Here is a 17,006-nt window from a genome sequence, read left to right on the forward strand (position 1 = left end):
TAAGGTGGACATGCGCTCCGGCATCGGCCGTGCGCTAGGTGACACATGAAGGAGCACAGCACATGAGTGGCGCCGACATCGCCGGCCTGATCGCCGCGGGAGTCTTCCTGATCCTCGTGGCCCTGCTTGCCGTGCCGATCATCAAGCTCGGTCGGGTCTTCGATGAGCTGCGCCGCGCCGTGCGCGAGGTCACCGACAACACCACGCCGATCCTCGGCGAGGTCTCCACGACGGTCGCCACGAGCCATCAGCAGCTCGAGCGCGTGGACGCCATCACCTCCAACGTGCAGGACGCCACGGCCAATATCACGGCCCTCTCGTCTCTCACGGCCGCGATCGTGGGCAAGCCGCTCATCAAGATCGCCTCCTTCAGCTCCGGCGTGCGCGCCGCCCTGTCCACGACCCGCCGCGGATCCGGACGCCGCGCCCGCTGATCCTCGGCTCCGCCCCCGCGCACTGCGGGCGAGCGGAGCGCTGATCGGTGCGCGAGCGCCCCTTCCAACCCACACGAAAGAAGCGAACACGTGAAGAAACTGTTCTGGGTTGCCCTCGGCGTGGGCATCGGCGTGTTGGCCGCCCGCCAGCTCTCCAAGGCCCGCACCAGCGGCGGGCCCCTGGCCCTCGCCGACGCTGGGCTCGACCGCGTGAGCGGTTGGGTCGAGACCGCCGGCGCCGCCTTCAAGGACGGCATGGCCACGCGCGAGGCCGAACTGCGCGCGGCCCTCGGCATCGACGAGGCGCCCCGCGGCCGTCACGCCGACGGCACCGTCCGCTAAAGACTTATCCCTTTCCCCACCGCTTCGCTCAAGCAGGAGACACACAGCAGCATGAAATCCCAGGACATCGCCCAGCGATGGATCAGCTTCTTTGAGGCCCGCGGCCACACGGCCGTGCCCAGCGCCTCCCTGGTCTCATCCGATCCCTCGCTGCTCTTCACCGTTGCGGGCATGGTTCCCTTCATCCCCTACCTGACCGCCGTGGAGCCCGCGCCATACCCGCGCGCCACGAGCGTGCAGAAGTGCATCCGCACCGCCGACATCGAGGAGGTCGGCCAGACCGCGCGTCACGGCACCTTCTTCCAGATGGCCGGCAACTTCTCCTTCGGCGACTACTTCAAGGAAGGCGCCATCACGTTCGCGTGGGAGCTGCTGACCACCCCGCAGGATCAGGGCGGCTTCGGCCTGGACCCCGAGCGCCTCTGGGTCACCGTCTACGAGGACGGCGACGAGAAGGACGAGGAGGCTCGCCGCATCTGGGAGGACAAGATCGGGGTCCCCACGGAGCGCGTGGTCGGCACGGGCAAGGCAGACAACTACTGGAACACCGGCCAGCCGGGCCCCGGCGGCCCCTGCTCGGAGATCTACTACGACCGCGGCGCCGCCTACGGCCTCGAGGGCGGCCCGGCCGTCGACGAGACGCGCTACATCGAGATCTGGAACCTCGTGTTCATGCAGTACCAGCTCTCCGCCGTGCGCTCCAAGACCGACTTCGACGTCGCCGGCGAGCTGCCCCAGCGCAACATCGACACCGGCCTGGGCCTCGAGCGCCTCGCCATGATCCTGCAGGGCGTGGAGAACATCTACGAGACGGACCAGGTCCGTCCCGTCCTTGACCGCGCCGCCGAGATGGCCGGCAAGGCCTACACCGGCACGGAGGATCCCGCGGATCCGCACCACGCCGACGATGTGCGCCTGCGCGTCGTGGGCGACCACATCCGCAGCTCGCTCATGCTGATCTCCGACGGGGTCACCCCGTCCAACGAGGGCCGCGGCTACGTGCTGCGCCGCCTCATCCGCCGCGCCGTGCGCGCCATGCGCCTCCTGGGCGTCGAGGAGCCAGTGCTCCCCGTGCTGCTGCCCGTCTCGCGCGACGCCATGAAGGGCGTCTATCCCGTCGTCGAGACCGACTTCGAGCGCATCGCCCGCGTGGCCTACGCCGAGGAGCGCTCCTTCCTGCGCACCATCGCCTCCGGCACCGCGCGCCTCGAGGAGGCCCTCGAGGGCGCCAAAGCCGCCGGCACACCGCTCTCCGGCGCCGACGCGTTCTCGCTGCACGACACCTACGGCTTCCCGATCGACCTCACGCTGGAGATCGCGGGCGAGGCCGGCCTGGCCGTGGACCGCGAGCAGTTCACCGCCCTCATGGAGGAGCAGCGCCAGCGCGCCAAGAAGGACGCGAAGGCCAAGAAGACCGGCCACGCCGATCTCACGGTCTACCGCGAGCTCCACGAGGCGGGGGACACCCACTTCACCGGTTACGACGAGCTCAGCACCGAGTCGGCCGTGCGCGGCCTCCTGGTGGGCGGCTCCCGCGTCCAGGTCGCCGAGCAGGGCCAGGAGATCGAGCTCGTCCTCGACGCCACGCCGTTCTACGCCGAAGCCGGCGGCCAGGCCGCCGACACCGGCCTGATCACGGGCGACGGCTTCGTCGTCGAGGTGACCGATGTGCAGGCGCCCATGCGCGGCCTCTCCGTCCACCGCGCCATCGTGCGCGAGGGCGAGCTGCCCGCCAACGCCACGGTGCTTGCAAGCGTCGACGCCGCCCGCCGTCACGCCGGCGAGGAGGCGCACACCGCGACCCACCTCGTCCACGCGGCGCTGCACCAGGTCCTCGGCCCCGAGGCCCTGCAGTCCGGCTCCTTCAACAAGGCCGGCTACCTGCGCTTCGACTTCACGTGGGCCGACGCCATGAGCGCCGCCGCTCGCTCCGAAGTCGAGGCCGTGGTCAACCACGCGATCAACCGCGACTTCGATGTGCTCACGCGCGTCATGAAGAAGGACGAGGCCAAGGCCCTCGGCGCCACGAGCCTCTTCGGCGAGAAGTACGGCGACACCGTGCGCGTCGTGGAGATCGACGGCGCGTGGTCGCGCGAGTTCTGCGGCGGCACCCACGTGGGCCGCACGGCCAACATCGGCTCGCTCACCCTGCTGGGCGAGGCCTCCGTCGGCTCCGGCAACCGCCGCGTCGAGGCGCTCGTTGGCCTCGAGGCCTTCCGCCACAACGCCGCCGAGCGCGCCCTCGTCAACGACCTGACCGAGATGTTCCGCGTGCCCTCGGGCGAGCTGCGCGAGCGCATCACCTCCACCGTCGCCAAGCTGCGCGCCGCCGAGAAGGAGGTGGAGCGCCTGCGCCACGAGAAGCTGCAGGCCGCCTCCGCCGCCCTCGTGGCCGCCGCGACCGACGTGGCGGGCGTGCGCCTCGTGACCCACGACGCTGGCGAGGTCGCCAGCGCCGACGATCTGCGCGCGCTGGCCCTGCCGGCCCGCGATCGCCTCGGCGCCGACGCCTCCACCGTGGCCGTGACGGGTGTGGTCTCGGGCAAGCCCGTGCTGCTCGTGGCGACCAACCAGGCCGCCCGCGACGCCGGTGTCAAGGCTGGTGCGCTCGTGCGTGCCGGCGCCAAGGTGCTCGGCGGTGGCGGCGGCGGCAAGGACGACGTCGCCCAGGGTGGCGGCCAGGACGCCGCGCAGATCCCGGCGGCCCTCGCCGAGGTCGCCCGACTCGTGGCGCAGCGTGGCTGAGACCGTTTCTGACGCTTCGCGGGGCGGGGACGGCGCGGACAACGCGCCGACCCTGCCCCGCGGTGTGCGCCTGGGCGTCGACGTGGGCAAGGCCCGCGTCGGCCTCGCTCAGGCCGACCCGGACGGCCTCTTGGCCACGCCGGTGCGCACCCTGCGTCGCGACCCGAAAAAGAACAGCGATCAGCGCCTGCTCGTGGAGCACGCCCTCTCGGTGGGGGCGGTGACCGTCTACGTGGGCCTGCCCCGCAATCTGAGCGGCGGGCACACCCCGTCCACGCAGGACGCCCTCGACTACTCCGGCGACCTCGCCGAGGCGCTCGCGGCCGCTGGCTCCGAGGCCCAGGTCCGCATGATCGACGAACGCCTCAGCACCGTATCGGCGCAGCGACAGCTGCACGAGAATGGGCTGAACGTGAAGAACTCGCGCTCCGTGATTGATCAGGCCGCCGCCGTGGCGATCCTGCAACAGGCGCTCGACATGCAGAAATCCCTCGGCCGTCCCGCCGGACAGCCGCTCGCCTGATCGTTGCCCCCCCGGCGCCCCGCAAGGGTCGCCTCGATCCGTGAAGGACATCGCTTGAGCACCACGGAACCCGGGGATCTCACCCCGCCGCAGAGCCCCGCGCCGCGCCGTCGACGCCGTCGCCACACCCCCGCGCGCCGCTTTTCGGGCGTGGGTCGGCACGGAGCCGGCGACACCGCCGCGGTCGAGGAGGCTCTAGCGCTGGCCGAGGAGGCGGTGCTTCCCACCCCGGTTCCCGTGGCAGCTCCCGTTGACGAGTTTGATACCCACGACGCCACCGAGCTGGTCTCGTGGCACGCGGTCGACGCGCCGGAAGGCGCCGAGACGGCCGGCGGCTGGGCCCCCGAGACCAGGCCGGCTTCCGAGGACGACGGCGCCTGGTTGGCCGCCGCCGAGGAGGAGGCCGGCGCCGCCGAGCATCACGGCGGCAGCTTCGAGGACGGGCTCTCCCGTTTCGGGGCGGTTCCCGCCGGTTACCTGCCGGCGGAGCACTTCTACCCGGACGAGGAGGTGGACTACAGCGACCGCAAGCGGCGCCGTCGCCGCCGCGGCATCACCCTCGCCGCGATCGTGCTCGTCTTCCTGCTCGCGGTGGGCGGCGGTGGCTATTGGCTGCTCAAGCAGCTGACCGCGCCGCCGGCCGATTACGCCGGCCCGGGCAGCGGCAATGTCTCCTTCACCGTCCAGAGCGGCTGGGGCGCCAAGCAGATCGGCAAGCATCTCGTGGATGCCGGGGTGGTCAAGAGCACCGGGGCGTTCGACGCCGCCGTCGCCGCCAACACGGCAGCAACCTTCCACCCGGGGGACTTCCAGCTCAAGCGCGAGATGACGGCAGCCGATGCCCTCGAGGCCCTCACCGGCAAGGCAGACGCCGTCACCTACTTCGCGCTCGATCCCAACGTCCGTCTCAACGCCGCGCTGACGGCGATCTCCGAGGGCACGGGGCTGAGCCTCGACGAGCTCAAGGCGGCCGCCGCCAAGCCGAGCGCCTTCGGGCTGCCCGAGAGCGCCACGAACCTGGAGGGCTGGCTGCATCCGGGGGAGTACCGCTTCCCGCGCGACGCCGATGCGCAGACGGTGCTCCAGGGACTCGTCGACGCCACGAAGGCCACCCTCGAGAAGCAGGGCATCACGGATCCGGCGCAGCAGCAGCGCACGCTCACGATCGCCTCGATCCTCATGGCAGAGGCCCTCAAGGGCGACTACGCCAAGGTGGCCGGCGTTATCGAGAACCGTCTGGCCGCGGACAACAAGGAGACGTACGGTCTGCTGCAGTCGGACGCGACCGTCATCTACGGGTTGGATCGCTACTCGCTGCTCGTGACCAAGGCGGAGCAGCAGGACAAGTCCAACCCCTTCAACACCTACGTCCACAAGGGACTGCCGCCCACCCCGATCGGTTCGCCGAACGACGCGGCCATCGAGGCCGCGGCGCATCCGCAGGCCTCCGATGACTACTACTGGGTCACGGTGAACCTGGACACGGGCGAGACGCTCTTCGCGAAGACCCACAACGAGCACCTCGCCAACGTGGACAAGTACCGCCAGTGGTGCCAGGCGAACGAGGGTCGTTGCAAGTGAGCCCAGCGCAGCTGCGCGCCGCCGTCGCCGGGCAGCCCATTTCGCACTCGCGCTCGCCCCTGTTGCACTCGACGGCGTACGCCCTCTTGGGCGCGCCGATCGATTACGGCCGGATCGAGGCCGGGGCGGAGGCCGCCCCGGCGCTTGCGGCGCGCCTGCGCAGCGAGGCCGGGTGGACGGGGCTTTCGGCCACGATGCCGCTCAAGCAGGCGCTCCTGGCCGAGATGGACGAGCTGAGCGAGACCGCCCGGCTGCTTGGAGCCACGAACACCGTGGTGGTCTCCCGCGACGCGGATGGCGTGCGACTGACCGGCCACAACACCGACGTCGAGGGCGTCGTCCTGGCGCTGCGAGCCGCCGGCGGGCTGCGCGCGGAGCAGCCGGCCCTCGTGCTGGGGGGAGGCGGCACTGCCGCTTCGGCGCTCGCTGCCCTCGCCCAGCTCGGCTTCAGGCACGTCACGGTTGCCGTGCGCACGCCGGAGCGCGCCGCCCCTCTGGTTGAGCTGGGCGCTGCGCTCGGCCTCTCCGTCGACGTGACCTCTCTCACATCCGTGACGCGGCTGTCTGCGCCGGGTGCCGTGGTTTCCGCGCTCCCGCCCGGCGCCGCCGACGCCTCCGCCGAGGCCGTCGCCTCGATCGCTGGAGCGGGTGTGCCCCTCCTGGACGTGGCCTACGATCCCTGGCCCAGCCCGCTGGCGGCGGCGTGGGGCCGCGCCGGTGGCACACCGGTGCACGGCCTGGCCATGCTCGTCTACCAAGCGATCGCTCAGATCGAGCTGTTCACGGGAGATCCACGCGCCCGACAGGCGAGCGTCGTCGCCGCGTTGTGTGACGCAGCGGACATCACCCCGGCGGGCGCCCCCCTGTAGCCCCGTGGCAGGATGGTGAACATGTTGCGTTGGCTCACCTCCGGCGAGTCCCACGGACCCGCTCTTGTCGGGATCCTTGAGGGTCTGCCCGCCGGTGTCCCCCTGACCACGGCCGCCGTCCAAGACGCGTTGGCCCGCCGTCGCCTGGGCTACGGCCGCGGCGCCCGCATGAAGTTTGAGCGTGACGAGGTCACGCTCACCGGCGGTGTGCGCCACGGCGCCACGTTGGGCGGCCCGGTGGCGATCGAGGTCGCCAACACCGAGTGGCCCAAGTGGAGCCAGGTCATGAGCGCCGATCCCGTGGATCCCGCCGCGCTCGAGGGCAAGGCCCGCAACGCCGCGCTCACGCGGCCGCGCCCGGGCCACGCGGACCTGGCCGGCATGCAGAAGTACGGCTTCGACGAGGCCCGCCCCGTCCTGGAGCGCGCCTCGGCCCGCGAGACGGCCGCCCGCGTCGCCCTCGGCGAGGTGGCCTCCTCCTTCCTGCGCGAGCTGGGCATCGGCCTCGTCTCCCACACCGTGGCCCTCGGCGAGGTGGCCGTTCCGGCCGGCTCGCCGCTGCCGGGCCCGGCCGACGTCGAGGCGCTCGACGCCGATCCGCTGCGCTGCTTCGACGCCGAGACTTCCGCGGCTATGGTCCGCGAGGTCGACGACGCCCACGACAACGGCCAGACCCTGGGCGGCGTCGTCGAGGTCATCGCGACGGGCCTGCCCGTCGGCCTCGGCTCCTACGTCCACTGGGACCGCCGCCTCGACGCGCGCCTCGCTGCCGCGCTCATGGGCATCCAGGCCATCAAGGGCGTCGAGGTCGGCGACGGCTTCGAGACCGCCCGCCGCCGCGGCGGCGTGGCCCACGACGAGATCCACGCTGACGAGCAGGGCCGCCTCGTGCGCGAGACCGCCCGCGCCGGCGGCATCGAGGGCGGCATGAGCATCGGCGGCTCCCTCCGCGTCCGCGCGGCCATGAAGCCCATCGCCACCGTGCCGCAGGCCCTCGCCACGGTGGACGTCGCGACCGGCGAGCCGGCCCGCGCGCACCACCAGCGCTCGGACGTCTGCGCCGTTCCCGCCGCTGGCGTCGTGGCCGAGGCCATGGTGGCGCTCGTGCTGGCCGACGCCGTGCTCGAGAAGTTCGGCGGCGACAACGTGGCCCAGGTGCGCGCCTCCATCGCTGCCTTCGAGGCCTCCATCCCGTCGCAGCTCACCCCCGGGCAGTGACCGGCGCGTGAAGAAGACCGTGGTCCTGGTCGGGCCCATGGGCAGCGGCAAGTCCAGCGTGGGGCGCGAGCTCTCGCGCGCGCTGAACCTGCCGTTCGTGGACCTCGACGAGGAGCTCGTGAGCAGGCACGGCCCGATCCCGGCGCTCTTTGCCGCGCGCGGTGAGGCCGCCTTCCGGGAGCTCGAGTCGGCGGCCTTGGCCGCCGTCTTGGCCGGGCCCGCCGTCGTGCTGGCCACCGGAGGGGGCGCCGTCCTGGCCGAGGCCAACCGCGCGGCCCTGGCCGAGCACACGGTCATCAGACTCACCATCTCCCCGGAGACGGCGGCCCGCCGCCTCGCCGGGGACGCCACCCGGCCCCTTCTGGCCGGGGACCATCCGGAGGAGGCCTGGGCCCGCATCGCGCGGGAACGGGCCCCCCACTACCAAGCGGTGGCCAGCCACACCGTGGCCGCCGACGCGGACGGACCGCAGACCGTGGCGCGCACCGTCCTCACCGCGATGCGCACCGAACCCGAGGAGCACTCATCATGAGCACCAGCGAAGTCCTGCACGTCAACACGCCCGAGGGCCCCGGCTACGACGTGCTCGTCGGCCGCGGCCTCCTCGGTCAGATGGGCACCCTGCTGGGCGAGCGCGTGCGCAAGGTCCTGGTGATCCACCCCCGCGCCCTGCGCAGCACGGGCGAGGCCGTCCGCGAGGCCCTCGTGGCCGACGGCTTCGAGGCCATGACGGCGGAGATCCCGGACGCCGAGGAGGGCAAGCGAGTCGAGGTCGCCGCCTTCTGCTGGCAGGTCATGGGCCAGTCCGACTTCACGCGTTCCGATGCCGTGGTGGGCGTGGGTGGCGGCGCCGTCACCGACCTCGCCGGCTTCGTCGCGGCGACCTGGCTGCGCGGCGTGCGCTGGCTCGCGATCCCCACGACCTTCCTCGGCATGGTGGACGCCTCCGTGGGCGGCAAGACCGGGATCAACACGGCCGAGGGCAAGAACCTCGTGGGCGCCTTCCACCCGCCGGCCGGTGTCATCGCCGATCTCGGTGCCCTCGAGACGCTGCCGCGGAACGAGCTCGTGGCCGGCATGGCCGAGGCCGTCAAGTGCGGCTTCATCGCCGACGAGCGCATCCTGGAGCTTTTCGAGGCCGACATCGAGGCCGCCACCGACATCAAGAGCGAGGCCTTCCTCGAGATCCTGCGCCGCACCATCGCCGTCAAGGCGGAGGTCGTGGGGGAGGACCTCAAGGAGACGGGCCGCCGCGAGTTCCTCAACTACGGCCACACCCTGGCCCACGCGATCGAGCACGCCGAGCGCTACCAGTGGCGCCACGGCGCCGCCGTGTCCGTCGGACTCGTCTTCGCCGCCGAGCTCGGCCGCCTCGTGGGCCGCACCGACGACCCCACGGCCGATCGCGTGCGCTCGGTGCTGGAGCTGCTCGGCCTGCCCGTGAGCTACCGCGCCGATCGCTGGAAGACCCTCCTGTCCACGATGCGCCGCGACAAGAAGTCCCGCGGCGATCACCTGCGCTTCATCGTGCTGGACGGCCAGGGCCGCCCCGGCGTGCTCGAGGCGCCGGAGGATCACCTGCTCTTCACCGCCTATCAGGAGGTCGCCGAATGATCGCCCAGAGCGCCCTCATGGACACCGGCATCCCCGGCGTCCGCTTTGTCCTCCCCGAGCTGCGCCCCATCGTGGTCGATGAGCCGCTCGCGGCGGCCACGCTCGAGGCACAGGACGCCGGCGACCGCGTCGTCGTCCTCATCGCCCAGGGCCGCTTCGCCGATGCCGCGGAGGTGGTCGCCGAGGCGCGCCTCATGGATCCGGCCAACGCCCGCCTGCGCCTCCTGGACACCGAGGTGACCCGGTGGAACGGCGACACCGAGCGAGCCATCAACCGCCTGCGCCGCCTGCTCGAGGAGTTCGCGGGCACCGACGCCGAGGCCGATGTGCTCCAGCAGCTCGGCGCCGACTTCTACACGAGCGGCGACGTCAAGGCCGCCGCCACGCGCTTCAAGGCCGCCTGGGAGGGGCGCCGCGCCGCGGGGCACGATGCCCGCCTGGTCGAGTGCTCGCGCCTCGCGTTCGAGCTGGCCTCCGCGGCCGTTTAGTGCCGCGCGGCCCGTCCGCCGCACCGCCTGGGCCCCCGCGACGGGGGAGGGGCCCGCTTACGGTAGAATCCCTTGTCGGAGAATCTCACCCAACACCTCGTCCTGTGCCCACGCGCGCCCAGGAGTCACGGGGAGCGCACGAAAGAGGAAGCAGTGGCGACCAGCAACGACATCAAGAACGGCACCGTGCTCAAGATCGATGGCCAGCTCTGGTCCATCATCGAGTTCCAGCACGTCAAGCCCGGCAAGGGCGGCGCGTTCGTGCGCACCAAGATGCGCAACGTCGTCTCCGGCAAGGTGGTCGACAAGACCTACAACGCCGGCGCCAAGATCGAGACGGCCACGGTTGACCGCCGCGACTACCAGTACCTGTACCTGGATGGTGGCGACTTCGTGTTCATGGATCTGGACGACTACGACCAGATCACCGTCGCCAAGGAGACCGTGGGCGACGCCGCGAACTTCATGCTGGAGAACCAGAACGTCGTCATCGCGATGCACGAGGGTGCCCCGCTGTACGTCGAGCTGCCGGCCTCCGTGGTCCTGGAGATCACCTACACCGAGCCGGGCCTGCAGGGCGACCGCTCCTCGGCCGGCACCAAGCCCGCCACGCTGGAGACCGGCTACGAGATCCAGGTCCCGCTCTTCGTTGAGCAGGGCACCAAGGTCAAGGTCGACACCCGCGATGGCAACTACCTGGGGCGTGTCTCCGAGTGAGCACCCGCAGTAAGGCCCGTCAGCGCGCCCTCGAGGTGCTCTTTGAGGCCGAGCAGCGCGGCGTCGACGCGGCGAGCGTGCTCAGCCGCCGCCTGGAGGGCGAAGACCGGGTCAACCCGTACACGCGCGAGCTGGTCGGCGGCGTCCTGAGCCATCAGGACCGCCTCGACGAGATCATCTCGACCTACGCCCAGGGCTGGAGCCTCGAGCGCATGCCGGGCGTTGACCGCGTGGCCCTTCGCCTCGGCCTCTGGGAACTGCTCTACAACGATGAGGTTCCCGACGCCGTGGCCGTCTCCGAGGCGGTGGCGCTCGTGAAGGCGCTCTCGACCGACGATTCTCCGGAGTTCGTCAACGGCCTCCTCGGTCGCCTCATGCGCCTCAAGCCCACGCTGCTGGACTAGGCGCCCGCAACGCCCGACGGCGGGGCTTCCCACCTTTCACGGTGGGAAGCCCCGCCGTTGTCGTTCCCTGAGCGCCGCCGCGCCAAGGCGCGCCGAGGCACCAGCGGCTGGGGCCGCCGTCGGGCCCTCCCGGTCCCTAGCCTTGGGTGGTGGTCCACCCACCGGGGCCGTGGCCCACGGCCGAGCGCAGCGCCTCGCGCGCCGTGAGGCTCGTGTGCAGCAGGGTCGCCTGATCCTGATCGAAGCTGGCCTGGCCCGGGTTCATGCGCTGGCGCTGGCGCACCACCGCGAGGGCATCGGCCGTGCGGACCACGTGCCGCCATTGCGCCTTGGCGCCGCGGCTGCCCGCCCAGCGGCTCGTCTCCCGGCGCGCGCGGGGGCTCGAGAGGGTCGCGACCTCCTGGGGGGTGTACCAGCCGGCCGCCTCGTAGTCCTTGAGGGCGCTGACCGTGAGCCTGCGCTCCCTGACCACGAGGAGGAGGGCCACGATGACCGCGCCGAGGAAGAGGGGCACCTGCGTGAAGAGGTAGCCGGCCTCGAAGCTCAGCGGCGTCACGCCGCTCGCGAGGGCGTTCCAGGCGTAGTGGCAGGCCATGGCGGGCACGAGGCCCACGAGCCAGGCGGCGAAGAGCCCTCCGAAGCCCTTGACCCGTTCGGTGGCCCAGCCCACGGCGGCACCCGTCATCGCCGTGAAGAGCACGTGCGCAAAGGGCGAGAGCACGCCGCGGCCAAACACGGTGGCGCCGAAGGCGTCCCCGCCCTGGGACAACGCCGCCGAGAAGTAGAGGATGTTCTCCGTGAAGGCGAAGCCGGCGCCGATCAGCCCGCCGTAGACCACCCCGTCCACGGCCCCGTGCAGGTGGCGGCGCGCGAGCACGGCGAGCAACAGGAGGCCGAGGCCCTTGGCGATCTCCTCCGTGACGGGCGCGATCGCGAGCTCACCCCACGCGGTCGTGGCGGCCCCCTCGAACAAGCCGCCCGCGAAGAGGGCGATGAGCACCGACGGCGCGGCGCCCCACAGCACGGCCACCGCCACGAGCCGCCACGGCTCGGGGTCCCAGCGGTCGATGTAGCGCAGCGCCAGGAAACACAGCGCGAGCGGCACGAGGGCCACGAGCCCCGTGACGATCGTTGTCTCCACGCCGAGCACCCCCAGGAGGAAGCGCCCCACCCACCAGGCGGCGAGCCCGAGGACGATCCAGGCGACGCGCGCCCACGCCCCTCCGCCGCGCCGGGGCGGTCCGAGGCGCACCTGCGCGACCGGCGCCGGAGCCTGCGGCGGCTGGCTGGGGGAGGAGGAAGGCGTGTACGGGAAGAGCCTGCGATTCTCGGCCATGCGCCCAAGCGTAGGCGGACAAGATGTGACGAGCGGCGCAGGCCCGTGAAGGCGGCGCGGCGCGGTCCGGTTCCCGCTCCCGTGGTAAATTAGCTGGCGAAGCAGACACCCTTTAAGTTCCGTCCAGAGAGGCGGGGAAGGAGGTCGGCCGATGAGCAACACCCCTGCAGACGCAGCGCAGCCTAGCGCCGCCCGCGAGGTTCTCACCGCAGCCGAAATCGATCGCGCGCTCACCCGCATTGCCCACGAAATCGTGGAGACCACCAAGGGCGGGCAGGATCTGGTTCTGCTTGGCATCCCCTCCCGCGGGGTGCACCTCGCCGCCCGCCTCGCTGAGAAGCTTGAGGCCATCACGGGCCGGCCCGCCGCAGAGATTCTCGGCTCCCTCGACGTCACGCTGTACCGCGACGATCTTCGCCACAGCGCTACACGCACCCCGGCCCCCACGCTCGTGCCCCCGGCCGGCGTCGACGCCATGACCGTGGTCCTCGTGGACGACGTCCTCTACTCCGGCCGCACCATCCGCGCCGCCCTCGACGCCCTCAACGACCTGGGACGCCCCGGGATCGTTCGCCTGGCCGTCCTCGTGGACCGCGGCCACCGCGAGCTGCCCATCCGCGCCGATCACGTCGGCAAGAACCTGCCGACGTCGAAGAACGAATCCGTGCGCGTGGAGCTCACCGAATCAGACGGCGCCGACCGCGTCCTCATCACCGACCGCGCCGAGACGAAGGGGAGCGCCCTGTGAGGCACCTGCTCGATACCGTTCACCTGAGCCGCGAGGACGCCATCCGCATCCTCGACGTCGCCGAGACCATGTCTGACGTCTCGGGCCGCGAGGTCAAGAAGCTCCCCGCCCTGCGCGGCCGCACCGTCGTCAACCTCTTCTTCGAGGATTCGACCCGCACCCGGATCTCCTTCGAGGCCGCCGCCAAGCGCCTCTCCGCCGACGTCATCAACTTCTCGGCCAAGGGCTCCTCCGTCTCCAAGGGTGAATCGCTCAAGGACACCGCCCAGACGCTGCAGGCGATCGGCGCCGACGCCGTCGTCATCCGCCACCCCGCCTCGGGTGCGGCCCAGCGGCTCGCCCGCACCGACTGGATCGATGCGGCCATCGTCAACGCCGGCGACGGCACGCACGCCCACCCCACGCAGGCGCTCCTCGACGCGCTCACGCTGCGCCGCGAGCTGGCCGCCCGCGCCGGCGTGGATCCCACGGGGCGCGGGCTCGACGGCGCGCGCGTCGTCATCGTCGGCGACGTCCTGCACTCGCGCGTGGCCCGCTCCGATGTGTGGCTCATGCACACGCTCGGCGCCCGGGTCACGCTCGTCGCCCCGCCGACCCTGCTGCCCGTCGGCGTCGAGACCTGGCCGTGCGACGTTGAGTACAACCTCGATGCGGCGCTGGCCACCGGCCCGGACGCGGTCATGATGCTGCGCGTGCAGGCCGAGCGCATGCACGGCGCCTTCTTCCCGTCCGTCGCCGAGTACTCGCGACGCTGGGGCCTGAACGAGCACCGCCTCGGCCTGCTCACCCCGGAGGCGATCATCATGCACCCGGGCCCCATGAACCGCGGCCTGGAGATCTCCGCCGCCGCCGCCGATTCCCCGCGCTCGCGCGTCCTGGCCCAGGTGGCCAACGGCGTGGCCGTGCGCATGGCCGTCCTCTACCTCGTGCTCTCCGGGGCACCCTCGACCGAAGGAGCCTGACGTGACCAGCTACCTCATCCGCAACGCCTCCCTGCTGGGCGGCGAGGCCACCGATCTGCTGCTGCGCGACGGGCTCATCGAGGCCGTTGCCGCCGGCGGCACGCTGTCCGCCGGGGACGCCGAGGTCATCGAGGCCGAGGGCCTCGTCGCCCTGCCCGGTCTCGTGGACCCGCACACCCACCTGCGCGAGCCCGGCCGCGAGGACGCCGAGACCGTCGAGACCGGCACGCGCGCCGCGGCCAAGGGCGGCTACACCGCCGTCGCCGCCATGGCGAACTCGCTGCCGGTTGCCGACACCGCCGGCGTCGTCGAGCAGGTCTGGGGCCTGGGGCGCGAGTCCGGCTGGGTGGACGTCCACCCCGTCGGCGCCGTGACCGTTGGCCTCGAGGGAAAGGCGCTGGCCGAGCTCGGCGCCATGGCCGAGTCCCGCGCCCAGGTGCGCATGTTCTCCGACGACGGCCACTGCGTCTCCGACCCCGTGCTCATGCGCCGCGCCCTCGAGTACGTCAAGGCGTACGACGGCGTGGTGGCCCAGCACGCGCAGGAGCCGCGCCTCACCGAGGGTGCCCAGATGAACGAGGGCATCGTCTCGGCCGAGCTGGGCCTGCCCGGCTGGCCGGCCGTGGCCGAAGAGGCGATCATCGCCCGCGATGTGCTCCTGACCGAGCACGTGGGCTCGCGCCTACACGTGTGCCACGTCTCCACCGCCGGCTCCGTCGAGATCCTGCGCTGGGCCAAGGCCCGCGGCGTCAACGTGACCGCCGAGGTCACCCCGCACCACCTGCTCCTGACCGACGAGCTCGTGCGCGAGTACGACCCGGTCTACAAGGTCAATCCGCCGCTGCGCACGGCCGCCGACGTCGAGGCCCTGCGCGCCGCCGTCGCCGACGGCACGATCGATTGCATCGGCACCGACCACGCACCGCACCCGACCGAGGCCAAGGAATGCGAGTGGGCCGCGGCGGCCATGGGCATGACCGGCCTCGAGACCGCGCTGCCCGTGGTCCAGCACGCCCTCGTGGACACGGGCCTGATCACGTGGGAGGACGTGGCGCGCATCATGTCTGCCACGCCCGCCACCATCGCCCGCATGGAGGGCCAGGGCCGCCCGCTCGCCGCGGGGGAGCCGGCCAACGTGACGCTCGTCGATCCGAGCGCCACAACCGTGGTCAACCCCGACACGCATGCCACGAAGGGGCGCAACTCCCCGTACCGTGGGATGAGCCTGCCCGGCGCCGTGAGCCATGTCTTCTTCCAGGGGAAGCAGACCGTGCGCGGAGGCGAGCTGGTGCACAGCAGTACCGCAGCGAAAGCAGAAGCATGAGTCCCGAGTACGTCCCCGCCGTCATCATCACCCTCGTGGTTGTGGTGGGGGTGATCGCGCTGATCCTGCTGGGCTGGCGCAACCGCCAGCGACGCCAAGCCTCGGTGCCGGCCCCGGCCTCCATCCCCGAGACCCTGAGCGAGCCGCGGGTGGAGGTCGAGGGAACCTACGTGGTGACCACCTCGGCCGGGGACCGGCTGGACCGCATCGCCGTGCATCAGCTGGGCCTGCGCGGCCCGGCCCTGCTCTCGGTCGGCAGCGACGGCGTGGCCGTGCTGCGCGAGGGCAACCCGAATTTCTTTGTGCCGAGCGAAGCCCTTGAGCTCGTCGACACCACCAGCAACATGGTCGGCAAGGCCGTCGAGAAGGACGGCATCGTCGTGTTGCGCCACACCCAGGACGGATTCGGCTTCGACACCGGCTTCCGTCCCCGCTATCACGAACAGAAGGCCGAGCTGCTCTCGGCCCTCCGTGCCCTCGTCCCCGCCGGGACTGACACCACCGGGAAGGATTCCAAGTGAGCACCACGAGCAACCCCGAGGCGATGCTCGTCCTCGAGGACGGCAAGGTCTTCAACGGCCGCCCGTACGGCGCCCAGGGCGCCACCTTCGGCGAGCTGGTCTTCACGACCGGCATGACCGGCTACCAGGAGACCCTCACCGATCCCTCCTTCGCCCGCCAGATCGTGGTGCAGACCGCCCCGCACATCGGCAACACGGGCGTGAACCACGAGGACGAGGAGTCCCGCCGGATTTGGGTCTCCGGCTACGTCGTCCGCGACGCCGCCCGCCGACCCTCGAACTGGCGCTCCGAGCGCACGCTGGACGAGAACCTCGTCGCCGACGGCATCGTGGGCATCAGCGAGGTCGACACCCGCGCCATCACGCGCCACGTCCGCGACAAGGGCGCCATGCGCGCCGGCATCTTCTCCGGCACCGAGGCCGCCCGCCCGGTCGCCGAGCTGGTCGAGGCCGTTCGCGCCCAGGAGCCCATGGCCGGCGCGCGCCTGGCCGAAGAGGTCTCCGCCACCGAGAGCTACTGGGTCGAGCCCGCCGACTTCGGCTGGGAGGGTGAGCCCCGCTTCACCGTCGCCGCCCTGGACCTCGGCATCAAGGGCATGACCCCGCAGCGCTTTGCCGAGCGCGGCGTGCGCGTGCGCGTCATGCCGGCCGACTCCACGCTCGAGCAGATCCTGGCCGTCAACCCCGATGGCGTCTTCCTCTCCAACGGCCCGGGCGATCCGTCCACGGCCGATGTGCAGGTGGAGCTGACCCGCGAGGTGCTCGACCGCAAGCTGCCGTTCTTCGGCATCTGCTTCGGCAACCAGATCCTGGGTCGCGCCCTGGGCTTCGGCACCTACAAGCTGCCCTTCGGCCACCGCGGCATCAACCAGCCCGTGCTCGATCGCACCACCGGCAAGGTGGAGATCACGGCCCAGAACCACGGCTTTGCCGTCGACGCCCCGCTTGACGGTCCCGTGACCGCGCCGCAGGAGCGCTTCGGCCGCGTCGAGGTCTCGCACGTGTGCCTCAACGACAACGTCGTGGAGGGCCTGCGCTGCCTCGACCTGCCCGCCTTCTCGGTGCAGTACCACCCCGAGGCCGCGGCCGGCCCGCACGATGCCGCATACCTCTTCGACCGTTTTGTCGACTCCATGGCGAACAACACCGCCGCCGCGCAGACCACCCAGGAAGGCTGAAG

General features: G+C 71.7%; 18 protein-coding genes. 17 read left to right on the plus strand and 1 reads right to left on the minus strand.

Annotation, left to right across the window (positions count from 1 at the left end):
- Positions 1–62: 62 nt before the first annotated feature.
- The 12 genes from DWB68_RS03560 (at position 63) to nusB (ending at position 10,935) form a co-directional block, all read left to right on the plus strand.
- A complete protein-coding gene (locus DWB68_RS03560) occupies positions 63–434 on the plus strand; it encodes a DUF948 domain-containing protein (RefSeq protein ID WP_119423769.1) in 372 nt (123 codons plus the stop codon).
- A gap of 90 nt (positions 435–524) precedes the next feature.
- A complete protein-coding gene (locus tag DWB68_RS03565; RefSeq protein ID WP_119423770.1) occupies positions 525–776 on the plus strand; it encodes a hypothetical protein in 252 nt (83 codons plus the stop codon).
- Positions 777–827: 51 nt separating this feature from the next.
- Positions 828–3,521 carry an alanine--tRNA ligase gene (gene alaS, locus DWB68_RS03570; protein ID WP_119423771.1) on the plus strand — a complete coding sequence of 898 codons (2,694 nt, stop codon included), beginning with the start codon at positions 828–830 and terminating at the stop codon, positions 3,519–3,521.
- The gene (gene ruvX / locus DWB68_RS03575; protein WP_119423772.1) at positions 3,514–4,044 is read left to right on the plus strand and encodes a Holliday junction resolvase RuvX; all 531 of its coding nucleotides are present in this window, start codon (positions 3,514–3,516) and stop codon (positions 4,042–4,044) included. The genes alaS and ruvX overlap by 8 nt, the downstream gene beginning before the upstream one ends.
- 54 nt (positions 4,045–4,098) lie before the next feature.
- Positions 4,099–5,625, plus strand: a complete 1,527-nt coding sequence (gene mltG, locus DWB68_RS03580; protein ID WP_119423773.1) for an endolytic transglycosylase MltG — start codon at positions 4,099–4,101, stop codon at positions 5,623–5,625.
- Positions 5,622–6,494: a shikimate dehydrogenase gene (locus DWB68_RS03585; RefSeq protein WP_233548593.1), complete on the plus strand. Its 873-nt coding sequence runs from the start codon at positions 5,622–5,624 to the stop codon at positions 6,492–6,494. Before mltG ends, DWB68_RS03585 begins: the two co-directional genes overlap by 4 nt.
- Positions 6,495–6,515: 21 nt before the next feature.
- Positions 6,516–7,712, plus strand: coding sequence for a chorismate synthase (aroC, locus tag DWB68_RS03590; protein WP_119423774.1), 1,197 nt, complete (start codon positions 6,516–6,518; stop codon positions 7,710–7,712).
- A gap of 7 nt (positions 7,713–7,719) precedes the next feature.
- Positions 7,720–8,244, plus strand: coding sequence for a shikimate kinase (locus DWB68_RS03595; protein WP_199700367.1), 525 nt, complete (start codon positions 7,720–7,722; stop codon positions 8,242–8,244).
- Positions 8,241–9,326, plus strand: a complete 1,086-nt coding sequence (gene aroB / locus DWB68_RS03600; protein ID WP_119423776.1) for a 3-dehydroquinate synthase — start codon at positions 8,241–8,243, stop codon at positions 9,324–9,326. The genes DWB68_RS03595 and aroB overlap by 4 nt, the downstream gene beginning before the upstream one ends.
- On the plus strand, positions 9,323–9,814 hold the full coding sequence (locus DWB68_RS03605) for a tetratricopeptide repeat protein (protein WP_119423777.1): 492 nt from the start codon (positions 9,323–9,325) through the stop codon (positions 9,812–9,814). Before aroB ends, DWB68_RS03605 begins: the two co-directional genes overlap by 4 nt.
- A gap of 153 nt (positions 9,815–9,967) precedes the next feature.
- Positions 9,968–10,531 (plus strand): elongation factor P, encoded by a 564-nt coding sequence (efp, locus tag DWB68_RS03610; protein WP_119423778.1) that lies wholly within the window; start codon positions 9,968–9,970, stop codon positions 10,529–10,531.
- Positions 10,528–10,935, plus strand: a complete 408-nt coding sequence (gene nusB, locus DWB68_RS03615) for a transcription antitermination factor NusB (RefSeq protein ID WP_119423779.1) — start codon at positions 10,528–10,530, stop codon at positions 10,933–10,935. The genes efp and nusB overlap by 4 nt, the downstream gene beginning before the upstream one ends.
- A 136-nt stretch (positions 10,936–11,071) precedes the next feature.
- Here nusB and DWB68_RS03620 read toward each other — a convergent pair whose 3' ends face one another.
- Complete coding sequence (locus DWB68_RS03620; RefSeq protein WP_158588195.1) at positions 11,072–12,271, minus strand: PrsW family intramembrane metalloprotease; 1,200 nt, start codon at positions 12,269–12,271, stop codon at positions 11,072–11,074.
- 151 nt (positions 12,272–12,422) lie between these two features.
- Here DWB68_RS03620 and pyrR point away from each other — a divergent pair, with 151 nt between their 5' ends.
- The 5 genes from pyrR to carA are packed head-to-tail and all read left to right on the plus strand — an operon-like array spanning position 12,423 to position 17,004.
- Complete coding sequence (pyrR, locus tag DWB68_RS03625; protein WP_119423781.1) at positions 12,423–13,019, plus strand: bifunctional pyr operon transcriptional regulator/uracil phosphoribosyltransferase PyrR; 597 nt, start codon at positions 12,423–12,425, stop codon at positions 13,017–13,019.
- Entirely contained in the window at positions 13,016–13,981 is a 966-nt protein-coding gene (locus DWB68_RS03630; protein WP_119423782.1) for an aspartate carbamoyltransferase catalytic subunit, read from the plus strand. The genes pyrR and DWB68_RS03630 overlap by 4 nt, the downstream gene beginning before the upstream one ends.
- Position 13,982: 1 nt before the next feature.
- Entirely contained in the window at positions 13,983–15,305 is a 1,323-nt protein-coding gene (locus tag DWB68_RS03635) for a dihydroorotase (protein WP_119423783.1), read from the plus strand.
- Positions 15,302–15,826, plus strand: coding sequence for a PH-like domain-containing protein (locus DWB68_RS03640; protein WP_119423784.1), 525 nt, complete (start codon positions 15,302–15,304; stop codon positions 15,824–15,826). The genes DWB68_RS03635 and DWB68_RS03640 overlap by 4 nt, the downstream gene beginning before the upstream one ends.
- Positions 15,827–15,849: 23 nt before the next feature.
- Positions 15,850–17,004 carry a glutamine-hydrolyzing carbamoyl-phosphate synthase small subunit gene (gene carA / locus DWB68_RS03645; RefSeq protein WP_119423849.1) on the plus strand — a complete coding sequence of 385 codons (1,155 nt, stop codon included), beginning with the start codon at positions 15,850–15,852 and terminating at the stop codon, positions 17,002–17,004.
- The last annotated feature ends 2 nt before the right edge of the window (positions 17,005–17,006 follow it).

Origin of the sequence: Galactobacter valiniphilus (assembly GCF_003575975.1) — a bacterium.
GTDB lineage: Bacteria > Actinomycetota > Actinomycetes > Actinomycetales > Micrococcaceae > Galactobacter > Galactobacter valiniphilus.